Here is a 23233-nt window from a genome sequence, read left to right on the forward strand (position 1 = left end):
CTTTCGAGGTGGGCATCGGCAAGCGCTTTTGGGACGTCACGCGCTCGAACCTGACGGACTTCGCTAGCGCCTTCTCCACGGATCCGGAGGAGCGCGAGCGTCGGCGCCTCGACAAGGAGTTCGACGAGGAGCTGCGTCGAGAGGTCGACGACTCGGTCGGGGCGCGGGCCGGCAGGCGCGCGCGCGAAGCCAAGGATCGCGCCGAGGAGGCCTGGGAGCGGGCCTTCGAGGAGGCCCGCCAAGGCGGCGGCCCAGTGAGGGGCGCTCGCCCGAGCGGCCGGCAGCTCGACGAGTGGTACCGGACCCTCGAGATCCCCTCGGGGGCCGACCTCAAGACCGTGCGCAAGTCCTATCGCAAGCTCGTGGCCAAGTACCACCCGGACCGCTACGCCTCGGACCCGGAGAAGTACGCCGCCGCCACCGAGGTCGCGCGCAAGATCACCGCGGCCTACGAGGGCCTCAAGATCCACCTGGGCGCCGCCTGAGGCCGCCGGGCCCGTGCGTCGCGCTGCGCTGGGCGCAGATCGAGCGCCAGCGGCAGCTTGACCGTCGCGCCTGGCTCCTCTAAATCGGCGCGGCCGATGGCTGCGTCCAGGAATTCGAAGGTCAAGCTCCGTGGTCAGGCCGCTCGCGCCGACCGTCACGAACTCTACGAGCTCTCTGTCCAGGACCCCAAGTCCGAGGTCCAGTTCGTCGCCAAGACCTTCAAGCGCTTGCGCAAGCGCAAGGCCTCGAGCCTGCGCGAAGATTTTTGCGGGACCGCGGTGTTCAGCCTGGCCTGGGTCCGCAGCAACCGCGAGCGCACGGCGATCGGCGTCGACCTCGACGGCGAGACCTTGCAGTGGGGCCTCGAGCAGCGCGTGCGCCCGGCGGGCGAGCGCGACGGGGTCGACTACGAGTCGCGGATGACCCTGCGCGAGGCCAACGTGCTCGATGCCTCGCCCACGCTGACCGACGTCGCCGTCGGCTACAACTTCTCGTACTGGTGCTTCGAGACCCGCGAGCAGCTGCTGGCCTACTTCGAGGCCGCCCGCGCGGGCCTCGTCGACGACGGCGTGCTCTTTCTCGACGCCTATGGTGGCACCGAGGTGCCGATGAGCGAGATCAACGAGCGCGAGGTGATCGACGAGCGCGGGGTCGTCAACGAGGGCGAGCCCTTCACCTACGTCTGGGACCAGATCCGCTACAACCCGATCACCGGGCACATGGACTGCGCCATTCACTTCGAGTTCGAGGACGGCTCGCGCATCGACGAGGCCTTCAGCTACTCGTGGCGCGTGTGGACCCTGCCCGAGCTGCGCGAGCTCCTGCTCGAGGCCGGCTTCGCCACGGTCCGGATCTGGGCCGAGCGCGAGGACGACGACGGCGACGGGACGGGGACCTACTACGAGACCAAGGATCTCGACAACGAGGGCGTGTGGTGGGTGTACATTAGCGCCGAGAACTAAAAATGGGCGGCAAGCAGCACAAAGGTAAGAAGCGCAAGCGCCCGACTCGGGCCGAGCGGGCGGATCTCCACGAGCTCTACGAGCGCTCGGTGCAGTCGCCCGAGGCCGACTGTGAGCTCTTCGCCGACGTCTACGAGGAGCTGCGCGGCGCCTCGCCCCAGGTCCTGCGCGAAGACTTCTGCGGCACGGCCAAGCTCTCGCTGACCTGGTGCCTCGAGGACGACAACCGCCGGGCGATCGGCGTCGACCTCGACGAGGACACCCTCGACTGGGGCCGCCGCCACAACCTCGGCCCCCACGCCGAGGCCCTCGGCGACCGCCTCGAGCTCGTCCGCGGCGACGTGCTCGAGGTCGACAACGAGGCCATCACCAAGGCCGACGTCGTCGCCGCCCTCAACTTCAGCTTTTGCATCTTCAAGCAGCGCGAGGAGCTCAAGCGCTACTTCGAGCAGGTCTACGCCAGCTTGGCCGACCGCGGCCTGGTCTTCCTCGAGCTCTTCGGCGGCCTCAAGGCCATCGACACCGACGAGGAGATCCGCGAGCTCGACGGCTTCACCTACATCTGGGAGCAGGCCGCCTTCAACCCGATCACCAACGAGATCGTCTGCCACATCCACTTCGAGTTCGATGATGGTTCTCGCCTCGAGAAGGCCTTCACCTACGACTGGCGGCTGTGGTCGATCACCGAGCTGCGCGACCTGCTCTTCGAGGTCGGCTTCGCCAACGTCCGGGTGTACTGGGAGAAGGTCGAAGACGACGACGACGACGACGACGACGATGATGACGACGACGAGATCGATGACGACGATCTCGACGACGAGGACGACGAGGACGACGACGACGACGAGGACGACGAGGACGAGGACGACGACGACGACGACGACGACATGCTCGAGGGGACCGGCGAGTACGAAGAGGTCCAGGTCACCGAGCAGCAGGACAGCTGGCTGGTCTACGTCATCGGCGAAAAGAAATAGCGGGTAATCCGGGCCACACGGGGCTTTTTGCGATAGATTTCCTGCAACGGAGCCCCCGCTTGTCCACCCGGTCCGAGCCATTTCCTTCGTTGATCATCCGCGCCGACGGCGTCGAGGCCCAAGGGGCCTTCGCCGAGGCCCAAGCCGAGTACCTCGATCCCGACGCCGGGGTCGTCTCGCGGCTCGAGCGCTTGCTGAGCTCGCGCTCGGCGGGGGTGGTCGCCCACTTCTACATGGACCCCGAGCTCCAGGGCGTGCTCTACGCATGCGACTGGCCGCACATCCACGTGTCCGACTCCCTCGTCATGGCAGATCGGGCCTGTGACATGGCCAAGGCCGGCGCCCAGGAGATCGTGGTCCTCGGCGTCGACTTCATGTCCGAGAACGTCCGCGCGATGCTCGACGCTTCGGGCCACGAGGACGTGGGCTGCTGGCGGGTGTCCGAGCGGCCGATCGGCTGCTCGCTGGCGGAGTCGGCCGAGGCCCTGGCTTACGGGGCGTGGCTCGACAAGGCCATGGCGACGCCGAAGTCGCTGCACGTTGTCTACATCAACACGAGCTTGCGGACGAAGGCCCGTGCGCACCACAAGGTGCCGACGATCACCTGCACCTCGAGCAACGTCGTGGCCACGGTGCTCCAGACCTTCGCGCAGGAGCCCGATGCGCACGTGTGGTTCGGGCCCGACACCTACATGGGCCAAAACCTCGCGCGCTTGTTCGCCACGCTGCTCGAGCTCGACGACGAGGCGATCCGCGCGCTGCACCCGGCCCACGACCGCGAGACGATCCGCGCCCTGCTCCCGCGCTTTCACTACTTCGAGCAGGGCAACTGCGTGGTGCACCACCTCTTTGGCGCCGACGTGGCCCGGCGGGTCGAGGACGACTACTACCGCGCCGCGGCCGAGCCTGGCGCGACGGCGGTCGACGTCACCGCGCACCTCGAGGTCCCCGGTGAGATGTTCGCCCTGGCGCTGCGAGCCCAGCGCGAGGGCCGAGGGGTGATCGGCTCGACCAAGAACATCCTCGATCACATCGGCGCGCGCCTCGACGCGGCCCTGGACGAGGGCGCCGCCCCCCACGGGCCCACGCGCCTGCGCTTCGTGCTCGGCACCGAGGCCGGGATGATCACGGCCATCGCCCGCAGCATCCGCGCGCGCCTGGCCGAGGCGCCCGCGGCCCGCGAGGTCGAGGTCGAGATCATCTTCCCCGTCGCCAGCGAGGCCGTGACCGCGACCGGCGACGCCGCCATGCCCCTGGTCCCCGGCGTGTCCGGTGGCGAGGGCTGCTCGACCGCCGGCGGCTGCGCGACCTGTCCGTACATGAAGATGAACAGCCTCGACGCCCTCGTCGACCTGCTCGAGCGTCTGCCCTCGAGCGCCGGGCCGGGCGAGCCCCGCGAGGGCGTCGAGCAGGCCCACGAGGCCCTCGCGGGCTTCCGTCCCGAGGCCTACACCGAGACCATCGCCGGGCGGACCATGGCGCAGCTCGGGACCTTGCCGATCCTCCACATGCGCGGCTTTCAGCGCGGGGGCGAGCTGCCCGAGGCGCTGATCGCCGACATCCGGGCTCGCTGAACGGGACTGGGACGGAGATCGGTCATGGATACGCAGCGCGGCGATGAACACGAAGGCGTCGAGCTGCGCGCTGGCGGTCCGCTGTGGTGGATCGTCGAGCGTCACCTCGACGAGGCCGCGGCGCTCGTGGAGCGCTGGCTCGAGGCCTGGGAGGCCCCGGACTTCGACCTCGAGGCCCTCGCCAGCGTCGAGGCGCGGATCCTGGCGCACCTCGACGGCCTGCGGGTCGCGGGTCCCGAGGTCGTCGCGCGTGTGCTTCGGCCGGTGATCCTCCGCGGCGAGGTGCCCGACGCCGGGGTCGCCTCGCTCGCGGCCATGGCCGTGCTCGAGCCTGGCGAGTGGTCGACGCTCTTCGAGCCGCGCGGGGCGAGTGCCGAGGCGGACGAGATGGACGCGGTGCTCGACGCCCTCGCGCCCTGGCGGGCGCGGGCACAGTCGGCGCAGGACGATCCTCTGGCAGCGCTGCGCTGCTCGGCGCGGGTGCTTGCGCTGAGCCTCGCCGAAGATCCGAGAGTCGACGCCTGGCTCGACGAGCGCCTCGCAGACGCGAGCGCGGGGGATCCGACGCGGCTCGCCGAGCTCCTGCTGGCCGCCGCCCGCCGCGGTCGCGCCGTGGTGGGCCTGCCTGCGCTGTTGCAGAGGGCCGAGGCGCAGGTCGTGGCCGCGGCGGCGCTGGCTGCCCGCCACGCGAGCGACGAGGGCAGCGCGGCCGCGCTGATCTCCTGCTTCGAGCACGCCAACGCGTGGGTGCGCGCCGAGGCGATCGAGAGCGGGCTGATCCGCCAGCTCCCCGGCGCCTGGGCGTGCGCGCGGACCATGGCCAGCGCAGCGCCTCCCGGCCTGCGCCGGCGCGCGTGGCTGTGGCTCGCCCTGCTCGGTGACGAGGCCGCTCAGGCCGAGCTGATCGCCCGTTTTGGTGGAGCGGTCGACGAGGGCTCGCAGGCCGAGCGCGCCGACGCGCTGTGGGCCGCGAGCTTTGGCGGTCGCCCTGCGGCCGTCGACGCGGCGCTCCCGTTGCTCGGGGATCCCGTGCTCGGCCCCCTCGCCGGTGAGCTCTTCCGCGCGATCGCGGGGGCCCCGGAGGAGGACGACAGCCTGTGGGAGGCCGCCAGTATCGGCGACATCGGGGAGATCGGGGAGGGCGAGGTCAGCCTGCCCTCGCTCGAGGATGACGACCTCGAGGCAGAGCTCGGCATCGACGCCGAGTCGCTGCTGCCGGTCCCCAAGGCCGAGGCACTCGCGGCATGGTGGGCCGAGCGGCGGCCCGAGCTCGCCGCGCAGCCGCGCTTGCTCGGCGGCGTGCCCTGGTCCGAGGCGGCGCTGCTCGAGGGCCTTCGCCACGGGTCGATGCGGCGGACGCCAGGGCTGGCGCTCGCGCTGGGCATTCACAGCGCTGGCCAGCGTCAGCTCCAGGCCCTGGTCTGGACGTGGCGCTGGCGGGTCTGAGCCCGCGCACGCGTGCGATACTCGACGCGAGATGGCCAAGGTCTACGCGGCGAGCACCTCCCGGGCTTTTTGACGACGATGCTCGAGCTTTGGTCACCACATCTCGCGGACCTGAAGCCCGGGCTCAGATGTCGGCCGTGCGCATGTACATCGGCTGCGCCAGGAGCCACAGGCTCAGCAGGCTCATCGCGACCATGCCCACGATCATCACCATGTGCACCCGCAAGCTCGCCTTGCGGTCGCCGTCGTAGACTCGAAAGGCCTCGCGCTGGGCCACGAAGATCCCGTAGACGTGGCCGATCACGACCAGCGCCAGCTGCATGTACCAGATCGTCTCGGGCTCCCACAGCGCGCTCAAGGGCGCCCGCGCGGTGCCGAAGAAGTCGCTGCCCCAGCCGAGGGGATCGGAGACCAGCCGGCGCAGCTTGGACCACTCCCAAAACACGTGGGTCGCGTTGTGGGCGAGGTGATAAAAGAGCGCGATCGGCAGCAGGGTGTAGGCGAAGCGCACGAAGAGCTTGCGCGTGGACACGTCGGGGCGGCCGCTGATCAGGCGCATGGCCGCGCACAGCAGCCAGTAGAGCAGCCCCGGGGCGAGGATGCAGGCGAGCATCATGATCGTGAACACGAGCACGCCGCCGTGGCTGCCGGCGAAGACCGCCCCGCTGCCGAGCAGGTCGTGATCGACGAGCCAGCCGCGCAGCCCGGCCTCCCAGGACTTCCACAGCGGGATCATGGCCGCGCCGTGGAAGGCGCTGACGATGAACACCAGGATCGCCATGTAGGCCTCGTCGAGCTTGGCGCGGTGGGGGTGGAGCAGGTCGGCGCCGCTGCTGCGCAGGTTGAGGGCGATGTTGTCGTGGGGGCAGCTCTTGACGCACTCCGTGCACAGCGTGCAGTACTGGTTGTCGTTCATCGCCCCCATGTACTCGCCGGTCGGGCAGGGGTAGCCGGCGCCCTCGCGGCCGTGAAAGCAGTCGCTGGTCTCGCAGCCGCGGCAGGTCTCGTTGTCGCGGCGGCGCAGCTCGAGCATGGCCATGGTCGCGTACTGCCCGGAGACCCGGCCGACGAAGCAGACGTAGCGGCACATGGCCTTGCGGTCGAAGAGCACCAGGCACAGCCAGGCGAGGGCGACCATCAGCAGGGCGAGGGTCGAGGTCAGCCACGGGCGATTGGCGGCGTCGTAGGCGAGCTCGAGCCAGGTGACGAAGGCGAAGAGCACGATCGCCGGCCACATCCACAGGCGAAAGCGCGGGTAGGCGCGGCCGAGGCTGCGGATCCGGCGGACGGCGAGCAGCGAGCGGCGCATGACCCAGTCGGGGATCGCGGTCCACGGGCAGGCGAAGCACCACAGGTTGCCCGCGAACATCACCAGGAAGATCAGGCCGATCCACCAGATGTTCCAGGTCAGCACCGGCGCGATGTTGCGGCCGGGCTCCTGGCTGCCGATGAAGCCAGCGACGATCACCGCGCAAAAGCCCAGGACCACGGGGAGCTGGACGGCGGGCTGAAACCACCGCTGTTTCATGGCGCGAGCCAGCCAGCGGGCGCGGGTGAGTTCGAAGCGCCAGTAGGGCCGGGCGTCCCGGGAGCCGCCGCCGCCGCTGCCCCGGGGGTCCTTGCGCTTGCCGTAGCGCTCGAAGAGCACGAAGGAGAGCAGCAAGATCAGGCCGATGCCGACGTAGACGATCTCGTTGGGTAGGCCCGGCATCAGGTGGACGTAGGCCTTGGTCTTGACGACCTTGGCGTCGGCGAAGGCCTCGGGGTCGAAGAAGCCGCCCTGGTCGAGCGTGTCGAGGGTCTGCGCGGACAGGCCGAGCTCTTCGCCCTCGTCGTTGCCGCTGTTGTCGCTGTCTTCGAGGATCAGCGCGCCGGAGGCGGTGCGCTTTTGACCGAAGCGATCGACGCTGACGCCTCGCTCGTCGGGGTCGCCGCGGCCTGGGGTGATGTCCTCGACAGGCGGCTTTGGGGGCGGCGTGTCGCCGCGGTCTGGGGTGATGTCCTCGACGGGCGGCTTGGGCGGGGTCGCCCGCAAGCTGGTGTGGACCTTCTCGATCACCTCGACGCCGCCCTCGGGCGCGGCCGCCTCGACCTGGTGGGCGACGATCCAGAGCAGCCCGATGACGCCGAGGACCACGGCGAAGGCCCGGGCGAAGCGGCCGCCGCGGAGTAGGGCGAGGGGATCGTCGTCGGGGCTGGGCGCCCGCTGAGAGGGGTGCAGGGGCAGCCGCCGCCTGGGCTCGCTCATGGCCCGACCTCGATGATCTCGACGACGTGGGGGGCTCGGCGCCAGGTCTGGGGCGCGGCCGGGTCGACGGCCGGGGCGGCGGCGCTGAGCTTCACGGGCTCGAGGCTGTCGCCGCCCTCGCAGGGGTCGCCCTCGCCAAGCTCGACCCACCAGACCTCGCCGTAGCCGGGGCCCGCGACGTCTGCGTTGGCCGGCCCGACGCCGATGGCCAGGCCGCTGCCGGCGGCGTCGAGGGCGAGGGCGTGGGGCTCGAGCAGCTCGGCGCCGCCCTCGGGGGTCCAGGCGCCGGCGGCGTCGAGGGCGTCGAGGCGCCCGCAGACTTCGACGCTGCCGGCCTCGGGGTCGCCGGCGAGGACGAGCACGCCGCGGGCGTCGCCGTCGGCCCGGGCGAGCAGCCAGCGCGGGCCGTCGAGGGCGAGGCTGTCGACGCGCTCTTCGGGCAGGGCGACGAGCTGGCGCAGGTCCCAGGAGCTCGCGCCCTCGAGGGTGGTGAAGCCACGCAGGCCGCAGCCGCCGTCGAACCACCACAGCCGGGCGTCCTCGGTGGTGCTGACGATCGTCGGGGCCTCGGTGAGCAGCACGCCGCCGAGCTGGTCCGGGGCCAAGAAGCGCACGCGCTTGCTCGAGAAGGGCACGTCGCCCACGCAGGCCGGGGTCGGCAGGCTCTCGCTTTCGCCCCCGCCCCCGCTCTCGCCCCCGTCCCCGCCCCCGCCCCCGCCCCCGTTCAGGTCGACGATGACCATGGCCTCGTCGCCGTCGCAGGCCAGGGCCAGGCGATCCTCGGCGATCTCGACCATGGACCAGGCGCCCGCGCAGCCGATGTCGGTGGCTTGCGGGGCCTCGCCGGGGCGCACGCGCAGGACCTGGCTGGGCTCGGTCCAGGCCGCCTCGGGGACCGTGAGGTCGTTGGCGAACACGCCGACGAGCAAGGCGCCGCCGCCCGCCGGGTCGGGGGTGATGCTCAGGGCCTCGGTGACCTCGAGGCCGGTGATCTCGAAGCTGGCGAGGTCGTCGGCGTCGATCCAGCTCGCGTCCCCGAACGCGGCGAGCTCGGCCGCCGGGAGGCTGAGCAGCGAGGACAGCTCGCGGGTCGGGTAGTGGCCCAAGAGCACGTGCAGGCGCTCGCCGTCCCAGGCCAGGCCGTAGGGCTCGTCGAGGCGCTCGCCGCTGTTGTCGCCCTGGAGGTTGGGCTTGAAGTCGAGATCGAAGGCGCCGCGATAGGTCGCGCCGGGGCCGGCCGCGGTGTAGAGCTCGACGCGATCGTCGAGGGTCTGGCTGACGGCGACCAGGGTGCAGCGCTCCCCCGCCGGGCAGCCGAGCAGACCCTCGGTCACGGCCTCGACGCCGTCGTCCTCGCTCTCGCCTTCGCTGTCCGAGGCGGAGGTCGAGGTGTCGTCGAGATCGGGGTTCTCGGGCAGGCAGCCGGCGACGAGGGCCGAAAGCCCGGTGACGAGCACGCCACGCATCGCTCGCAGGGTAGCACCTGGAGCCGGGCCCTGGGCAGCCGCGCCGAGCTGGTTGCGGGTGGGGCCGAGCCGCTATGCTCTGCGGGCCATGGCCGATCACATCCCCGTCCGTCAGTACATGACCGTGCTCCCCGAGACCATCGACGAGAGCCTGACCCTGGCCGACGCCAAGGACCGGATGTACCGCATGGGCGGGCATCACCTGCCCGTGGTCAGCGACGGCAAGCTGGTCGGGATCCTCAGTCACGGCGATATCGCCGTGGCCGAGAGCGTGATCTCGGTGCCCAGCGAGGAGATCCTCGTGTCGAAGGTGATGACCCCGGTGCCCTTCACCTGCGGGCCCGAGGCTCACGTCGAGGCGGTCGCCCGCGAGATGGCCCAGCACCACTATGGCTCGACGATCGTCGTCGACCGCGAGCACCCGGCCAAGGTCCTCGGGGTGTTCACGACCACCGACGCTCTGCGCGCGCTCGCGGAGCTCCTCGACGCTCGCGGATGACCTGGTTCGAGCAGCTCTTCGGCTTTCGCGAGGGCGCCTGGGAGGCGACCCAGGCCCAGTTCGAGGTCGAGGCCGAGGGCGCCAGCTTGCGCTCGCGGGCCAACGGCCGGCGCTTCGCGGCCGGGCGCTTCTCCACGCCCAGCGTCGCCGAGCTGCGGGCGGCCGCCCCGGCGCGCTCGGGCAGGGCGCGCGTCCGCCACGAGGGGATCGGCGACGTGCTCGAGCTGCACGCCCTGCCCGAAAACCGCGACGCCATGTTTCAGGTCGCCTCGCAGCTCAATTGCCTGGAGTTCGCGGATCCACGGGCGACCCCCGAAGAAGGGGTGACCGGCTACGCCGAAGATCCCACCCAGGGCCCGGCCTGCGCCCTCGCGGCGCCTGCGGCCACGGTCTATCGCAACTACTTCGCGCCCGTCGCCGGCGAGATCGGGCAGCGGGCGGATCGCCAGCTCGACAACCTCGCCGACGCGCTCGCGCTGCTCGGGGCGCCCGAGGCCTTCGTCTCGGTGCGCAACGGCTACGCCTTCTCCGACGCCGAGCGCCTGGCCGCGTCCGCGGATGCGCTGGCGAACCGCGGCCGCGAGGCCTTCGTGGACCGCGTGCGCATCGGCGTGCAGACCGGCGCCGAGGTCAGCTTCGCGTCGCGCTTTGCCGAGGTCAGCGCACCCACCACGGTCTCGCAGGCCTTTTGCTCGGCGCTCTCCTGCGGCTACGACCGCTCGCCCCGCAGCGCCTGGGCGCCGCTGGCCACGGCGGTGCTCGACGCCGCCTACGAGGCCACGCTGCTCGCCGCCCGGGCCGGCGTGGCGGCCGGGCGCTGCAGCGGGGTCGTGTGGCTGACCTTCCTCGGCGGCGGCGTGTTCGACAACGACCCGCAGTGGATCGCCGACGCGATCGCGCGGGCGGTCCGTCGGGCGGGGGACGCCAGCCTCGACATCCGCGTCGCGCACTACCGCCGCGTCGACGCGACCATGCGCGCGCGCATTGACGCCGGGCTCCGAGCAGCCGGGCTCTGAGCAGCCGGGCTCTGAGCAGCCGGGCTCCGAGCAGCCGGGCTCCGAGCAGCCGGGCTCTGAGCAGCCGGGCTCTGAGCAGCCGGGCTCGGGTCAGCGAGGCGGGCCGTGGCCCGGGGCGCCGCGGGTGTAGGGGAGCGCGGGGACGCGGACCCGCGCCGAGACCTCGCGCCTGCGCTGGGCGAGGAAGATCGGCGTGAGCGCGGCCCCGGTCATGAAGCCGAACAGGTGGGTCCACCAGGCCACGCTGGCGTCCTCGGTCTCGAGCGCGGCCATCATCGCCTGGAGGCCGATCCACACGATCAGGTAGACCCACGCGGGCAGCTTGAGCTGGATGAACAAGATCAGCTGAAAGAGCTTGTTGCGGGGGAAGCACCACAGGTACGCGGCCATCACCCCGGCGATGCCCCCGGAGGCGCCGACGAGCGGGGCCCCGGAGTTCTTGGACAGCAAGACCTCGGCCAGGCCGCCGAGCAGCGCGGCCGCCAAGAAGATCGCCAAGAAGCGCGCGCGCCCAAACAGGTGCTCGACGTTGTCGCCGAACACGTAGAGGAAGTAGCAGTTGCCCAGCAGGTGGGCCCAGCCGCCGTGGAGCAGCCAGTAGGTCAGCAGCGTGTACCAGCTGCCCTGGACCAGGGCCGCGGGGCCGAGGCTGTGCCACTGCTCGAAGAGCGCGTTGGCGATCGGCGCCAGGCAGGGGCGGCCCTGGGGCAGGCCGTTGGCCCCCGGCATGCAGACGCCGAGGTCCAAGGTGCCGGTGAGCTGGAGGGCGAAGCACACAGCGAGCACAGCGAGCAGGGAGAGCACGGTCCAGGGGGTGCTCGTGGCCGGGTTCTCGACCTCCACGGGGACCTGGGTGATCAGCTGGGCGACCCAGATCACCCCGCGGCGCGTGAGCAGCTCACCGCGGCTCTTTTGACCCTCGCGGGTGGTCGCCTTGGCCAGCTTGGCCCGCTCGTTACCGTCGAGCCACAGGCCGCCGCAGCGGTGGCACTGATCGATGGGGGTGGTGATCTTGCCTGGCAGGGCGCGCTCGACCAGCATGCCGCAGCCGCGCGGGCAGGCGCGCTCGCAGGGCCTGGGCTGGGGGTCGAGGGCCTGCTCGATGTTGGCCAGGTTGGCGTCGCCGCCTGCGAGCAAGTTGAGCTCGCCGGCGTCGAACCACGCGCCGTTGCAAACGGGGCAGGCGTCGATGTGTACGACGATGGGGTGGGGTGCGCCGGGGCGCGGCGGCGGCAGACCCTTGGCGGGGATCGGCGCCCAGCGCCCACGCTCGACCGAGTAGAGGATCAGGGGCACCAGCGCGTGCAGGCGGCAGGCCGGACACTGGGCGTCGACGCGCTCGTGGGCGGATGCGTAAGGGGGGGTCACGGCGCCTCGACGCGAGTGTACGTGATCCGCTGCGCCAGCGCCTGCGCTCACTGACGGGGCTTCGGCCCTGTCGCGCCGACCCGCCGCGCCGATCAGTCGTGCCCTCTGGCCGCGCAGATCGGTCGCGCTGACGGCGGGGCGAGAACTTGCTAGCGTCCGCGCGATGTCCCGCGAACGCCTGATCGTCGCCCTCGATGTCCCCGACCGCGCGTCGGCCTTCGCCCTCGCCGAGCGCCTCGACGGCCACGTCGGCATGCTCAAGATCGGCCTCGAGCTGTTCGTGGCCGAGGGCCCGGCGATCGTCCGCGAGCTGCGGTCCCGTCACCCGCAGCTCGAGATCTTCTTGGACCTCAAGCTCCACGACATCCCCAACACCATGCGCGGGGCGATCCGCAGCGCCGCGGGCCTGGGCGCCCGGCTGATCACCGTGCACGCTGGCTCGGGGGTCGAGCACCTGCGGGCCTGCGTCGAGCAGGCCGAGGCGTCATCTGGTGGCACCCTTGGCGTGCTCGCCGTGACCGTGCTGACCAGCCAAGACCAGCTCGCCTGCGAGCAGGCCGGGCACACGCGCTCGCCGGCCGAGCTCGTCGGGATCCGTGCCCGGGCGGCCGCCGAGGCTGGCTGCGCGGGGCTCGTGTGCAGCGGTCAGGAGCTCGAGGGGATCACCCCGCTCACGTCCGGCCTGCTGCGCGTGGTCCCGGGCATCCGCCCCGCCGGCGCCGAGCTCGGCGACCAAAAGCGGGTCATGACCCCCGCCCGGGCGATCGCGGCTGGAGCCACGCACCTGGTCGTCGGTCGGCCGATCCGTCAGGCCCAAGACCCCGCGGCCGCCGCCGACGCCATCGTCGCCGAGATCACCGCCGCCAGCTGAGTCACGCTGTCGATTCCCTGTCGACGCCCCGCCGAGACCTCCCCCGCCGACCCGAAGCACCGTGCCCTACCTGCTCGCCAAGGCCCTGCACATCGTCGGCTTCATCAGCTGGTTCGCGGGTATTTTCTACATCGTCCGGCTCTTCGTCTATCACGCCGAGGCTGGTGAGCGCCCCGAGGCCGAGCGGGCGATCCTCCAGCCGCAGCTCGAGCTCATGGCCGGGCGGCTGTGGAAGATCATCACGGTCCCGGCGGCGGTGCTGACCTTCATCGGGGGGCTGTCGATGGTCGTGCAGCTCGAGAACTTTGGCGCGCAGACCTGGCTGCACATCAAGTTCGTCCTGCTGGCCGGGCTGCTGGGCTACCACCTGTGGTGCGGGAAGATCCGCCGCGACCAGGCGGCTGGGAAGAGCACCTGGACCAGCAAGAAGCTGCGCGTGTTCAACGAGGGGGGGACGATGTTCATGGTCGCGATCGTCTTCCTCGCCGTGTTCAAGTCGGCGATCAGCATCGCCTGGGGCGTGGGGGGGTTGTTGACCCTCGGGATTGGATTGATGGTCGGGATCCGCGGCTATCGCAAGCTTCGGGAGCGCTGACTCTTCTCGGGCCTCGCTCTTTGTCTGGAGCTTGGGTCTCGCTCTTTGTCTGGAGCTTGGGTCTCGCTCTTTGGAGGGAGCTTGGGTCTTGCTCTTTGGAGGGAGGGGGTCTCGACGGCGGAGGCGCGCACGGGCCAGCAGGGGACCCGCCGGGCTCAGACAGTTCGCTGACGTCGGCCTCTTTTGTGCGGGCGGACGTGGTCTTCCCAGGAGGGGGGCGCTTCGAGAGGTGCTGGGCGTACGCGAAACTCGCCCGGCGGGTCCCCTGCTGTCCCTTTTGTGCGCGTCCTTTGTCGGAGGGCTGCTCCGCTTCGGGCAAGGAGGGCGGGCTCGGCTTCGGGAGGGCGGGCTCGGCTTCGGGAGGGCGGGCTCGGCTTCGGGAGGGCGGGCTCGGCTTTGGCCGGGCAAAGAAAAACGCGAGAGCCGGTCAGCCGGACTCTCGCGCTCTTGCGGAGATGGAGCAGGTGGTGAAACCGCTCTAGGGGCTCCTAGCGCTCGATCGTGATCTTGTTCATGCGCAGCGCCTTGGAGGTCTGACCGCCGCGGCTCCCGAAGCCCTCGAGCTTCTCGAGCACGTCCATGCCCTCGCTGACGCGGCCGAACACCGGATGCTTGGAGGGGGTGCTCTGGTCCCACCAGTCGAGGAACTTGTTGTGCGCCGTGTTGATGAAGAACTGGCTGCCGCCGCTGTTGGGGCGCCCGGTGTTCGCCATCGACAAGGTCCCCGGCTCGTTGGAGAACTTGGCGTTGTCGAGGAACTCGTCTTGGATGTTGCCGCTGGGCGGCCCGCCAGTGCCCGCGCGCCCGGAGTTGGGGTCCTTGGAGTGGGGGCAGCCGAACTGGCACATGAAGCCCGGGATCACTCGGTGGAAGTGCAGGCCGTCGTAGAAGCCAGACTCCGCGAGCTTGATGAAGTTGCCGGCGGTGATCGGCATCTGCTCTTCGAAGATCTCGGCCTTGAAGGTGCCTTCGCTCGTATCGAACACTGCGGTGGGGTTGGCCATCGCCGCCGAGGGTAACCGATTCTCGGCGCCGCTCAACCCAGCACGCCGCGATCGAGCTCCACGCCGACGGGGGCGTGATCCGAACCGCTGACATCACGCTGGATGAAGGCGTCGCGCAAGAACGGCCGCACGTTGGGCGTGGCGAGCACATAGTCGATGCGCCAGCCGACGTTGCGCTCGCGGGCGGTGCCACGCTGGGACCACCAGGAGTAGTGGCCTGGGCCGGGCTCGAGGTGGCGGAAGGTGTCGACCCAACCGGCGGCGAGCCAGCGGTCGAGCTCCTCGCGCTCCTCGGGCAAGAAGCCCGAGGTCTTTTGGTTCTGGCGCGGGCGGGCGAGATCGATCTCGCGGTGGGCGGTGTTGAAGTCGCCCATGACCAGGACCCGGTAGCCGCCCCTGCGCTTGCGCTCGACGAGCTCGAAGACGGCGCGGTAGAAGTCGAGCTTGTAGGGCACGCGGCTGTGGTCGCGGTTGGGGCCGCTGCCGTTGGGGAAGTAGACGTTGGCGATGAACAGCCGGCCGAAGCGGGCGAGCTGGAGCCGGCCCTCGACGTCGAAGCGCTCGACCCCGAGCGCGCGCTCGACCTTGTCGGGCTCGAGGCGGGCGAACATGCCGACGCCGCTGTAGCCTGGGCGCTGCGCGGGGGCGAAGTCGGTGCGCCAGCCAGCGCGCGTGCGCAGGTCCTCGGGCAGCTGGTCCGGGAAGGCGCGGACCTCTTGAACGCCGACGATGTCTCCGGCGCCCTCGAGCCAGTCGCCGAAGCCCTTGTTGGCTGCGGCGCGCAGGCCGTTGACGTTCCAGGACAGGACTTTGAGTGGTGCGGTGGCGCGAGCCATGGCCGGGGCTTTTTGCGTCGAATCGTCGACGATGGCCAGGCTCGGTGCGCCGCGCACCGCCGCGCGGGATCAGGTCGGGGCGGAGCCGAAGCTGCCCAGGGCGTTGGCCAGGGCCTTGTAGCCACGGTGCGCGCGCACGCGCAGGGTGCCCTCGCGGACGCCGAGGAGCTCGGCGATCTCGGCCATGGGGCGGCCCTCGAGCTTGTGCATGGTGACGACCTCGCGCTGGCTGCGGGGCAAGCTCGCGAGCGCCGCGCGGATCCGCTGGGCGATGCCGAGCTCGCGCTCGCGCTCGAGGCCGAGCGCTTCGCTGGACGGCCTGGGGTCGCGCAGGGTGGTCATCAGCTTGTTGGTCTCCTCACCTGCGGTGCCGACCTTGACGGCGCGCTCGCGGTAGATCCGGCGCACGTGGTCGATGGTCGCGTTGCGGGCGATGGCCGAGTACCAGACCGCGACGGCGCGGTCGGGGTTGGCGCCTTCGGGGGCCGCGAAGCGCGAGCGCGCGCCGTGAGCCTTCATGAAGGTGGCCTGGAGGAGGTCCTCGACGGTGGAGGGATCGCTGATCCGCCCGCGGATCTGCAGGCGTACGATGGGGCTCAGGCGCTTGTAGAGCGCCGAGAAAGCGCGCTGATCTCCGTCGAGATAGCGCGCCATGAGCTCGGAGAGCCCCTCGTAGCGGTCTGAATGGGTGGTGGTCATGCTGCTGTCCTCCGGGTTCGTATGCTTCGATGCGCTGGAGCCCGATGGGTTACAAAAGCCGGTTCAAAAGAAGTCGATGTCAGTCATCGCCTCCCCGGATGGGTGGGACTGAGCCGGCGATATGCGGCCTGCATGGCAGGTCTGGGCCGACTTGGCAGTTCGGGCCGACTTTCGTGCTAATCAGGGGGCGTGAGTGACGCGTCCAGCGCGCCTCCAGGCGGCGCGAGTCACGCTGCCCCCCTCGGGGGTGAGCAGAGTGCGCATGCCGAGGCGCTCGAGGACGAGGCCGCCATCATCGAGGGCCTGCGCGCGGGAGACTCGCGCGCCTTCGAGCGCCTGGTCCGCGCCCACGTCGGGCCGCTGCGGGCCGCGGCCCTGCGCCTGCTCAAGGACGAGGCCGACGCGGATGACGTCGTTCAAGAGGCCTTCCTCAGCGCCTTTCGCAGCCTCGACAGCTTCCGCGGGGAGGCTCGCCTGGGCACCTGGCTGCACCGCATCGCGATCAACGCGGCGCTCCAGCGCCTGCGTCGGCGCCGGCGAGAGGACGAGTCGGGCCAGCGCGAGGACATCGAGGCGCTGCTGCCTCGCTTCCTCGAGGACGGCCACGCCGAGCAGCTCTATCGCCCCTGGGTCCAGAGCGCCGACGAGCTGGTCTCCCGAGCGGAGACCCGCAAGCGGGTGCGCGAGCTGATCGACGAGCTGCCCGAGGGCTACCGGACCGTGCTGATCTTGCGCGACATCGAAGAGCTCGACACCGCCGAGAGCGCTGACCTCCTCGGCATCAGTCGGGGTACCCTCAAGGTCCGCCTGCACCGCGCACGGCAGGCGCTGCGAAACCTCCTCGAGCGAGAGCTCGAACTCACCGGCGAACCATGAGCGAGCACGACGACGGCCGCGGCGACGGCCACGAGCCCAAGCTCACCTGTCGGGAGATCAGCGAGTTCCTGATGACCTACCTCGACGGTGAGCTCGAGGCCCAGGCCGGCCACGAGTTCTCGCGGCACCTCGGGCGCTGTCCGCCCTGCGGGCACTACCTCGAGAGCTACCGCCAGACCGTGGAGCTCGTGCGTCGCTGTGGGCGCTCGGAGCTCGACCCCGAAGAGAAGAAGAAGCACGGGCCGCCGCCGGAGGGGCTGATCCAGGCGATCTTGTCGGCCAGCGAGGTGCTGCGCGGGGGAGCCAAGCTGGGCGCGTGCGCCAAGACGGCCGGGGATCAGGGCGAGTCCGCGGAGAGGGCCCCCGCCGAGAGGGCCGCCGCAGTGGTCGCGGCGGCGCTCCCGGGGATCGAGATCAACTTCGAGGGGGTCGGCTGCTCGAAGCGCCCGGGCGGCGGCAAGGCGCAGGCCAAGGCCGAGCTCGCGCATGGCGGCTCGCGCTGCTCGGATCGCAAAGAGCAGCTCGCGCGAGTCCACGCGAGCTGCTCGGACGCGTCGACGCGCGCCAAGGGCCTGCTCCCCGAGCTCGAGCTCGGAGAGGGCGGCGGGAGCTGTTCGAAGCGGCCGGGGTCGCGTCGAGACGACGAAGGTTGAGCGGCCGCCGCTTCACGAGCCCGAGGCTTACTCGACCTCGTCCTTGACGTACTGACCGGCGGCACCGTTGACGCCCTGCTGGTCGGCCGCGCCGCTGCGCTCGAAGGTCGAGTAGATCAGGTCACCGTCGAGATCGCCGAAGGCCTGGGCGGTGAACTGGCAGCGCCCGTAGCCGGTGGTCTCGTTCACGGCCTTGTAGTTGTAGTGGTAGTAGTGGCCCTGCTCCTGGAGGTAGTTCAGGCCGTTCCACACGTCGTTGTCGTTCCACTCGGCGATGTCGTAGTAGCCGCCGCCACCGCCGCCGGTGGCCGGGACGCAGCGCCCGCCGGGGCCGTCGTTGCAGTCGGTACCGAAGGCCGGGGTCACGCCGGCCTCGCCGCCGCCGGGGGTGGCCTCCATGTGGGGGCAGCGGTGTGGGGCCATCTCTTCGATCAGACCGCCGTCACCGATGAAGCCAGTCGCGCCGCGCTGAGCGTGCTCCGCCTTGAAGAAGGCCGAGCTGGCGTCGAAGATCTTGGCGAGCTGAACCTTGGCCTCGGAGGTCTTGGCCTTGCGCATGTACTTTTGCAGGGCCGGGATGGCGACGACGGCGAGGATGCCCAAAATCGCGACCACGATCATGAGCTCGATGAGCGTGAAACCGCGGGCGTTCTTCAGCTGCTTTTTGATGTCGATGTGCATTGTCTGATCCTTGTCCTGTGGCGTCTCGATGTGGTTACTGCGTATTCGGTGTCTGGGGGGCTCACTCCCCGAAGTTGCTATCACCCATCGATACATCGGTGGTGAAATGAGCCGTGGTGAATTCCCAAAAGATCCCGTCGCGGTCGAAGTCGCACTTGGCGAAGGCGTAGAACCAATCGCGGGCGTAGAAGCGCTCGAGCTGCTCGCCGCCGACGGGGAAGACCTCGCTGCCCAGGGGGTAGGCCGGGGGCTCGTCGCCGTGCTCGCCGTTGGTCCCGTCGCCGGAGATCACCCCGTAGGCGCACCAGCTGTGCCCGCCCTCGGGCATGAAATTGAGCACGTCGAAGCCGTGCTCGACCCCGCCGGCGCGGAACAGTGGGGTGTCGATGGCGACCGAGTCCCGGGTGAAGCCCTCGTCGGTGATCGACCACTGGATCGCGCCCTCCTTGCTGGCGAGCTCGCCGGGGGTCACCGGGTAGGTGTCGTCCTCATCGACCGAAGTGGAGGCGTAGTGACCATAGCGCGAGAGCAAGGCGTTTTCGCGCAGCGCGATGTTGGACAGGTTGCCGATCACCTCGGTGCGCCGCGCGTTGCGGACGTTTTTCGTGTATCCGACGATTGCGAGGGCGGCCATGATGCCCAGGATTGCGACGACCGTCAGCAGCTCGATGAGCGTGAATCCACGCTGGTTCGATATCGCGCAATTGCGCGGATGTGGACGGTTGCGCATTGTCTGTTCGTACTAAAAGCAGCACGCGTGCCGACGGTGCAAAACATTAAAAGTGAATGATTGCGCATGCTTGATGTGAGCGTCTGCGCGCCCCTCAGAGGAGTGACAATTTAGGTCTCGAGCATGCCGCAAAAATTGTCGGCCCGACAAAAAAGGGCACCAGAGCGCAGGCCGGCTTCGGTCCACACCTCGATGGGCGTCCCCTCGGCCGTCGCCGAGCACGAGCGGACTCGCTCAGCGGCCGCGGTCTTCGATGGTCAGGCGGGCGACGAGCTCGCTGGCTCGATCGGCGTCGAGCTTGGCCCCGAGCCTGCGCAGCTGGCCCTCGGCGAGGCGCGCGTGGTCGAGGGCGCCGCGCAGATCGTAGGGCGCGATGACCTCGGCCTGAGCGAGCTGGCAAAGGCCCAGGTGGCGCTTGGCGAGCAGGCTCTCGGCGCGGCTGGCCAGCTGCTGGAGGGCGACGTAGTCGTCACCGGCGAGGTTGGGATCGCCCAGCCCCAGGCGCAGCCCGGTCATCGCCACGTCGAGCTCGCGGTAGGGGTTGCCCAGGGTCTCGCTCGTGGCGCGGGCGCGGGCGAGGTGCTCGGGGCGCTGCGCGGGCTCGCTGGCCTCGGCCAGGGTCAGCAGCGCGCCGATCAGCACCTCGCCCAGGCCGAGGGCCTCGGCCTGCTGGGTGACGATGGTCGCCTGGGTCGCGGCCTCTTCACCCTCGCCGCGGGCGAGGTAGACGGCCGCGAGCAGCTCGCGGGCGCGGGCGGCCTCGGGCTTGGCGTCGGCGGCCTTGGCCATGTCGCTGGCGCGGCGGGCCTCCTGGACGGCCTGCTCGAGCTTGCCGGTGAGCAGGGCGTGGCGGCCGAGCTCGGTGTGCACGAGGGCGAAGAGCCGGGGGTCGCGGACCTCCTCGGCGAGGTCGCGGGCCGACTGGAGCATGTCGATGCTGTCCTCGAGCAGGCCGAGGTCCCGCAGCACGCGGATCCGCGCGGTGTGGGTGTGGGCCAGGCCCCAGCGGTCGCCGATCGCCCGCTTGTCGGCGGCGGCGCGCTCGAGCTCGCGCAGGGCTCGGCTCGACTGGCCGGCGAGGGCGCAGGCCTCCCCGAGGTTGAAGCGGGCGATCGAGGCCAGCCAGCGGTCGTTGGTCGAGGTCAGGCTCAGGCAGCGCTCGTAGGCCTCGATGGCCGGCTCGGCGCGGCCGCGGGCCATGAGCAGGTTCCCGCGGCTGCGCTCGAACTCGGCCTCGATGCGGTCGCGGGTGGGCTCGCGGTGCTCGGGGTAGGTCGCGAGCTCGGCGCGGGCGGCCTCGAGCTCGGCCGTGGCGCGGTCGAGGTGGCCGGCCACGCAGTGGGCGTTGGCGGCGTGGGCCCACAGGCCGACGCGCTCGAGCGAGCGCGTGTGCTGGAGCAGGCCCAGGCCGTCGCGGCAGTAGGCGATCGCAACCTCGTAGTGCCCGAGCTTGCTGGCCACGCGGGCGAGCTTTTGCAGCTGGCGAGCCTCCTCTTCGGGCTGACCCTCGGCGGCGGCCCGGCGGCGGGCGACCTCGTAGGCGTCGCGGGCCTCGGTGTACTCGCCGTGCATCAGGCGTAGGTCTCCGATCGCCATGGAGCGCGAGCTGGTCGCCGGGCGCAGCGTGGCCAGCTCGACGCGGGCGCGGCGGCGACGCTCGGCCGAGCGCCGGTCGTGGGGGCGGAGGCCGAGCAGGCGGTCGGCGAGGGGGCGGTGGTCGAGGGTCTTGGCGAGCTCGGCCCCGCGCTCGCCGAGGCGCAGGACCCGGGGATCGCTGGACTCGTCGAGGGTCGCGGCCAGGCGCTGGAGGGCGCTGACGGCCGCCTGGGGCTCGTCACGCTGGAGCTCGAGCTCGGCCGAGAGCAGGCGCAGCTCGGCGCGCTCGAGGGCCGGGAGCCCGTCGGCGATCTCGAGCAGGGCCATGAGCGAGGGCAGGGCGCGCATCGGCCGGCCCTCCTCGAGGGCGCGCTGGGCCAGGGCGACGACCGTGGGCCGGGCGGCCTCGGCCGCGCCCGCCTCGATCAAGTGGGCGAGCTGCACGCGGGCCTGGCCTGGCTCGGGGCTCTGGCCGCGGAGGATGCGAGCGGCCCGCTTGGCGCAGTGCTCGTGGAGCTTGCGGCGAGCGGCCTGGGGGAGGTCGTCGTGGATCACCCGGCGCAGGAGCTCGCTGGTGAAGCGCAGGCGCGGGCGGCCCTCGCTGCGCCGCTCCTCGAGCATGCCGCGGAGCAGGGCCTCGTCGATGACCAGCTCGAGCTCGTCGCGCGGGCGGCCGTGGAGCTCGAGCAGCTCCTCGAAGTCGAGCTCGCCCTCGCTGACGGCGAGCACCGAGCCCGTGCGCAGGGCCGAGAGCAGCGGCTTGGGCAGGGCCCGCAGCTTGTCGGCCATGCGCTCGCGCAGCCCGCGGGGGATCGGCCACTCGGCGGCGTCGAGGTGCCAGACGTCGCCGCGGCGGATCAGCAGCCCCGACTCGAGGGCGCCGAGGACGAGCTCGTGGGCGTGGGCCGGGATGCCCCCGCTCTGTCGATGCAGGCGCCGGGCGAGGCCGGGCTTGAGCGCCCCGCCGCCGAGCAGGCGGTGGAGCAGCTCGTCGTAGACGGCCTCGGGCAGCGGGCCGAAGTCGATGGCCAGGCAGCGCGGATGCAGGCGCGTGCGCGTGTGCAGGCGCCGCAGCGGGTGGTTGAGCTCGAGGCCCGAGAGCTGGTGGGCGACGACGATCAGCACCGGCGCGCGGGCCAGGCGGCGAAAGAGCTGCGCGATGAGCTCGGTGACCTCGCGCGAGTGCAGGTGGGCGTCGTCGATCGCCAGCACGAGCGGGCGTTCGTCGGCGACGAGGGCCTCGAAGGTGCGGACGATCAGCAGCTCGATGCGCTCGCGCGGGCTGAGCCGCCGCCTGCTGCGGGCCCGGTCGAGGGCGCGCGGGCGACGGCGCGGGCCCTCCTCGGACAGGGCCGTGAACAGCCCGGGGTCGGGGGCGCGGCGGCGGGCGAGCTCGCCGAGGCGGTCGCGGTCGAGGCTGGGGAAGAGCTCGACGAGGTCCGCGGCCTCCTTCTCGAGGTCCTTGGCGGCCTCGGGGCGGCGGGCGAGGCCGGCGGTCAGCAGCTCACCGATGGGCTCGAGCGGCTCGCCCCCGCAGCTCGTGCCGGTGCGCAGCAGCTGGACGTCGCGCTGCTGGCAGGCGAGGGCGAGCTCGTCGAGGGCGGTGGTCTTGCCCATGCCGAGCTCGCCGCTGAGCAGCACGAGCTGGAGGCTGCCGGCGATCGCCGCGGTCAGCCGGGCGTCGAGGGAGCGCAAGGCGTTGTTGCGGCCGAGGATGGTCGAGCTCTTGCCCGAGGCCGCGTCGATCTTCTGGGCCGCGCGCCCGCGCCAGGCCTGGGCGAGCACGTTGGTGGCCTGCGAGGCGTCGGCGTAGGGGCTGAGGCGCTCGGCGATGTCGCGCCCGCTCGCCGGGCGGCGCGTGCCGTCCTTGGCCAGGAGCTCGACGATCAGCAGGTCGAGGTCCCGGGGGAGCTCGGTGCGCAGCAGCGCGGGGCGCACCGGGGTCGCCTCGGTGATGGCCTCGAGCACCGCGTGGGTGTCCCCCACGAAGGGCGGGCGGCCGACGGCGGCCTCGTAGAGGATGATGCCCAGGGCGTAGAGGTCCGAGCGGGGGTCGCTGCGCTCGCCGCGGAGCTGCTCCGGGGCCAGGTAGGGCAAGGTCCCGACGACCGGGGCGGCGCGCCGGCGCAGGTTCTCGTCGGCGATCACCCGGGCCAGGCCGTAGTCCATGATCTCGACGCGCAGCTCCCCGGCGTCGCTGATCAGCATCAGGTTCTCGGGCTTGAGGTCGCGGTGGACGACCTCGTGGGCGTGGGCGTGCGCCAGGGCGAGGGCGACCTGATGGCCGATCTCGGCGACCAGGGGGATCGGCAGGGGGCCGAGGCTCAGCAGCTCGCGCAGGGTCTGGCCCTCGAGCAGGGGCATGACCACGAAGAGCAGCTCGCCGTCGAGGCCGAAGTCGAGCATCGGCACGATCCCCGGGTGGTTGAGCCGGGTCATGCGCTCGGCCTCGCGGCGCAGCGCGGCGGCGAGGCGCTCGCGGTCGGGGTACTCGCCGACCAGCTTGATGGCGACCTCGCGCTCGCTCCTCGTGTCGCGGGCGACGTGGACGACGCCCATGCTCCCGCGCCCGAGCTCTCGCTCGAGCACATATCGCTGGCCTAGGGGTCGCTCCTCGTCCATGGCGGGCTGACTTGGATTATGCCCCATG

The 23233-nt window shown here is 71.3% G+C and carries 20 protein-coding genes; 11 read left to right on the forward strand and 9 right to left on the reverse strand.

All coding sequences use genetic code 11. The annotated features are described in order from the left end of the window. Positions 1 to 8 precede the first annotated feature (8 nt). The 5 genes from G6O69_RS13240 (at position 9) to G6O69_RS13260 (ending at position 5445) form a co-directional block, all read left to right on the forward strand. Entirely contained in the window at positions 9 to 485 is a 477-nt protein-coding gene (locus tag G6O69_RS13240; RefSeq protein ID WP_172303864.1) for a DnaJ domain-containing protein, read from the forward strand. A 96-nt stretch (positions 486 to 581) separates the two neighbouring features. Next, the gene (locus tag G6O69_RS13245) at positions 582 to 1448 is read left to right on the forward strand and encodes a class I SAM-dependent methyltransferase (protein WP_172303865.1); all 867 of its coding nucleotides are present in this window, start codon (positions 582 to 584) and stop codon (positions 1446 to 1448) included. Positions 1449 to 1450: 2 nt separating this feature from the next. After that, on the forward strand, positions 1451 to 2425 hold the full coding sequence (locus tag G6O69_RS13250; RefSeq protein ID WP_172303866.1) for a class I SAM-dependent methyltransferase: 975 nt from the start codon (positions 1451 to 1453) through the stop codon (positions 2423 to 2425). A gap of 59 nt (positions 2426 to 2484) precedes the next feature. Further along, on the forward strand, positions 2485 to 3999 hold the full coding sequence (gene nadA / locus G6O69_RS13255; protein WP_172303867.1) for a quinolinate synthase NadA: 1515 nt from the start codon (positions 2485 to 2487) through the stop codon (positions 3997 to 3999). A gap of 24 nt (positions 4000 to 4023) precedes the next feature. Beyond that, positions 4024 to 5445, forward strand: a complete 1422-nt coding sequence (locus G6O69_RS13260) for a hypothetical protein (protein WP_172303868.1) — start codon at positions 4024 to 4026, stop codon at positions 5443 to 5445. A gap of 124 nt (positions 5446 to 5569) precedes the next feature. Here the strand turns inward: G6O69_RS13260 and G6O69_RS13265 are convergent, their stop codons facing one another. Together G6O69_RS13265 and G6O69_RS13270 are read right to left on the reverse strand one after the other, a co-directional pair. Continuing rightward, positions 5570 to 7693, reverse strand: coding sequence for a 4Fe-4S binding protein (locus G6O69_RS13265; protein WP_172301248.1), 2124 nt, complete (start codon positions 7691 to 7693; stop codon positions 5570 to 5572). Next, positions 7690 to 9159: a hypothetical protein gene (locus tag G6O69_RS13270; RefSeq protein WP_172303869.1), complete on the reverse strand. Its 1470-nt coding sequence runs from the start codon at positions 9157 to 9159 to the stop codon at positions 7690 to 7692. The genes G6O69_RS13265 and G6O69_RS13270 overlap by 4 nt, the downstream gene beginning before the upstream one ends. Positions 9160 to 9247: 88 nt before the next feature. Here G6O69_RS13270 and G6O69_RS13275 point away from each other — a divergent pair, with 88 nt between their 5' ends. Both G6O69_RS13275 and G6O69_RS13280 read left to right on the forward strand, forming a co-directional pair. Beyond that, the gene (locus G6O69_RS13275) at positions 9248 to 9658 is read left to right on the forward strand and encodes a CBS domain-containing protein (protein ID WP_172303870.1); all 411 of its coding nucleotides are present in this window, start codon (positions 9248 to 9250) and stop codon (positions 9656 to 9658) included. Further along, on the forward strand, positions 9655 to 10674 hold the full coding sequence (locus G6O69_RS13280) for a hypothetical protein (protein WP_172303871.1): 1020 nt from the start codon (positions 9655 to 9657) through the stop codon (positions 10672 to 10674). The genes G6O69_RS13275 and G6O69_RS13280 overlap by 4 nt, the downstream gene beginning before the upstream one ends. 90 nt (positions 10675 to 10764) lie before the next feature. Here the strand turns inward: G6O69_RS13280 and G6O69_RS13285 are convergent, their stop codons facing one another. Continuing rightward, positions 10765 to 12042, reverse strand: a complete 1278-nt coding sequence (locus G6O69_RS13285; protein ID WP_172303872.1) for a rhomboid family intramembrane serine protease — start codon at positions 12040 to 12042, stop codon at positions 10765 to 10767. Positions 12043 to 12205: 163 nt separating this feature from the next. Between G6O69_RS13285 and pyrF the strand changes: the two genes are divergently transcribed. Together pyrF and G6O69_RS13295 are read left to right on the forward strand one after the other, a co-directional pair. Further along, positions 12206 to 12913, forward strand: coding sequence for an orotidine-5'-phosphate decarboxylase (gene pyrF / locus G6O69_RS13290; RefSeq protein WP_172303873.1), 708 nt, complete (start codon positions 12206 to 12208; stop codon positions 12911 to 12913). 61 nt (positions 12914 to 12974) lie between these two features. Continuing rightward, the gene (locus tag G6O69_RS13295) at positions 12975 to 13508 is read left to right on the forward strand and encodes a CopD family protein (RefSeq protein ID WP_172303874.1); all 534 of its coding nucleotides are present in this window, start codon (positions 12975 to 12977) and stop codon (positions 13506 to 13508) included. A gap of 488 nt (positions 13509 to 13996) precedes the next feature. Here the strand turns inward: G6O69_RS13295 and G6O69_RS13300 are convergent, their stop codons facing one another. The 3 genes from G6O69_RS13300 to G6O69_RS13310 form a co-directional block, all read right to left on the reverse strand. Further along, positions 13997 to 14512: a peptidylprolyl isomerase gene (locus tag G6O69_RS13300; protein WP_172303875.1), complete on the reverse strand. Its 516-nt coding sequence runs from the start codon at positions 14510 to 14512 to the stop codon at positions 13997 to 13999. Between the two features lie 32 nt (positions 14513 to 14544). Next, complete coding sequence (locus tag G6O69_RS13305; protein WP_172308222.1) at positions 14545 to 15348, reverse strand: exodeoxyribonuclease III; 804 nt, start codon at positions 15346 to 15348, stop codon at positions 14545 to 14547. Between the two features lie 69 nt (positions 15349 to 15417). Next, on the reverse strand, positions 15418 to 16047 hold the full coding sequence (locus G6O69_RS13310) for an RNA polymerase sigma factor (RefSeq protein ID WP_172303876.1): 630 nt from the start codon (positions 16045 to 16047) through the stop codon (positions 15418 to 15420). A 189-nt stretch (positions 16048 to 16236) separates the two neighbouring features. On the opposite strand from G6O69_RS13310, the gene G6O69_RS13315 reads away from it, so the two are divergent. Both G6O69_RS13315 and G6O69_RS13320 read left to right on the forward strand, forming a co-directional pair. Continuing rightward, on the forward strand, positions 16237 to 16923 hold the full coding sequence (locus G6O69_RS13315; protein ID WP_217909821.1) for a sigma-70 family RNA polymerase sigma factor: 687 nt from the start codon (positions 16237 to 16239) through the stop codon (positions 16921 to 16923). After that, positions 16920 to 17576, forward strand: a complete 657-nt coding sequence (locus G6O69_RS13320; protein ID WP_172303877.1) for a zf-HC2 domain-containing protein — start codon at positions 16920 to 16922, stop codon at positions 17574 to 17576. The genes G6O69_RS13315 and G6O69_RS13320 overlap by 4 nt, the downstream gene beginning before the upstream one ends. Positions 17577 to 17603: 27 nt before the next feature. Here the strand turns inward: G6O69_RS13320 and G6O69_RS41555 are convergent, their stop codons facing one another. The 3 genes from G6O69_RS41555 to G6O69_RS13335 all read right to left on the reverse strand — a co-directional run bounded on the left by G6O69_RS41555 (position 17604) and on the right by G6O69_RS13335 (position 23205). Further along, a complete protein-coding gene (locus G6O69_RS41555) occupies positions 17604 to 18257 on the reverse strand; it encodes a prepilin-type N-terminal cleavage/methylation domain-containing protein (protein ID WP_172303878.1) in 654 nt (217 codons plus the stop codon). 61 nt (positions 18258 to 18318) lie between these two features. Further along, positions 18319 to 18987, reverse strand: coding sequence for a prepilin-type N-terminal cleavage/methylation domain-containing protein (locus G6O69_RS42100; protein ID WP_172303879.1), 669 nt, complete (start codon positions 18985 to 18987; stop codon positions 18319 to 18321). 234 nt (positions 18988 to 19221) lie between these two features. Beyond that, positions 19222 to 23205 (reverse strand): serine/threonine-protein kinase, encoded by a 3984-nt coding sequence (locus G6O69_RS13335; RefSeq protein ID WP_172303880.1) that lies wholly within the window; start codon positions 23203 to 23205, stop codon positions 19222 to 19224. Between the last annotated feature and the right edge of the window lie 28 nt (positions 23206 to 23233).

The sequence above is a fragment of the Pseudenhygromyxa sp. WMMC2535 genome (assembly GCF_011083025.2).

Excerpts from the sequence above, each read along its gene's own strand:
- G6O69_RS13320 (WP_172303877.1), top strand. The coding sequence starts at position 16,920 with ATGAGCGAGCACGACGACGGCCGCGGCGACGGCCACGAGCCCAAGCTC.
- G6O69_RS13265 (WP_172301248.1), bottom strand. The coding sequence starts at position 7,693 with ATGAGCGAGCCCAGGCGGCGGCTGCCCCTGCACCCCTCTCAGCGGGCG.
- G6O69_RS13335 (WP_172303880.1), bottom strand. The coding sequence starts at position 23,205 with ATGGACGAGGAGCGACCCCTAGGCCAGCGATATGTGCTCGAGCGAGAG.
- G6O69_RS13275 (WP_172303870.1), top strand. The coding sequence starts at position 9,248 with ATGGCCGATCACATCCCCGTCCGTCAGTACATGACCGTGCTCCCCGAG.
- G6O69_RS13310 (WP_172303876.1), bottom strand. The coding sequence starts at position 16,047 with ATGACCACCACCCATTCAGACCGCTACGAGGGGCTCTCCGAGCTCATG.
- G6O69_RS13270 (WP_172303869.1), bottom strand. The coding sequence starts at position 9,159 with ATGCGTGGCGTGCTCGTCACCGGGCTTTCGGCCCTCGTCGCCGGCTGC.
- G6O69_RS13300 (WP_172303875.1), bottom strand. The coding sequence starts at position 14,512 with ATGGCCAACCCCACCGCAGTGTTCGATACGAGCGAAGGCACCTTCAAG.
- G6O69_RS41555 (WP_172303878.1), bottom strand. The coding sequence starts at position 18,257 with ATGCACATCGACATCAAAAAGCAGCTGAAGAACGCCCGCGGTTTCACG.
- G6O69_RS13250 (WP_172303866.1), top strand. The coding sequence starts at position 1,451 with ATGGGCGGCAAGCAGCACAAAGGTAAGAAGCGCAAGCGCCCGACTCGG.
- pyrF (WP_172303873.1), top strand. The coding sequence starts at position 12,206 with ATGTCCCGCGAACGCCTGATCGTCGCCCTCGATGTCCCCGACCGCGCG.
- G6O69_RS13260 (WP_172303868.1), top strand. The coding sequence starts at position 4,024 with ATGGATACGCAGCGCGGCGATGAACACGAAGGCGTCGAGCTGCGCGCT.
- G6O69_RS13305 (WP_172308222.1), bottom strand. The coding sequence starts at position 15,348 with ATGGCTCGCGCCACCGCACCACTCAAAGTCCTGTCCTGGAACGTCAAC.
- G6O69_RS13280 (WP_172303871.1), top strand. The coding sequence starts at position 9,655 with ATGACCTGGTTCGAGCAGCTCTTCGGCTTTCGCGAGGGCGCCTGGGAG.
- G6O69_RS42100 (WP_172303879.1), bottom strand. The coding sequence starts at position 18,987 with ATGCGCAACCGTCCACATCCGCGCAATTGCGCGATATCGAACCAGCGT.
- G6O69_RS13245 (WP_172303865.1), top strand. The coding sequence starts at position 582 with ATGGCTGCGTCCAGGAATTCGAAGGTCAAGCTCCGTGGTCAGGCCGCT.